Source organism: Algoriphagus aestuariicola, from assembly GCF_017254835.1.
Lineage (GTDB): Bacteria > Bacteroidota > Bacteroidia > Cytophagales > Cyclobacteriaceae > Algoriphagus > Algoriphagus aestuariicola.
This window is the reverse complement of the sequence record NZ_JAFKCW010000081.1, coordinates 1-282: the sequence shown is the minus strand read 5'-3', so window position 1 is coordinate 282 and position 282 is coordinate 1. Positions and strand designations below refer to the sequence as shown.

Below are 282 nucleotides of genomic sequence, written 5' to 3'. Positions count from 1 at the left end.
AAAATAGAGCAACCGATCGGCTTTGTGACAGAAAGCGATTGACGCCATCCGGCCAATACGGTTTAATGCGCCCCGTTGCCCGGATAGCTCAGTCGGTAGAGCAGGGGATTGAAAATCCCCGTGTCCTTGGTTCGATTCCGAGTCCGGGCACCATATTTAGAAGAACCCGCCTATGGCGGGTTTTTCGCTTTCTGAGATACGGACTCTCCATCGAACTGCGTTCGATTATTCGGCCAAGGGCCTCACCCTACGGGCCAGCTCTAAAGCGCTGTTCAACGCGGC

At 54.6% G+C, this 282-nt stretch carries 1 tRNA gene; it reads left to right on the top strand.

Annotated features, from left to right (window positions below):
* Positions 1–77 precede the first annotated feature (77 nt).
* A tRNA-Phe gene (locus J0A67_RS23740) sits at positions 78–153 on the top strand.
* The last annotated feature ends 129 nt before the right edge of the window (positions 154–282 follow it).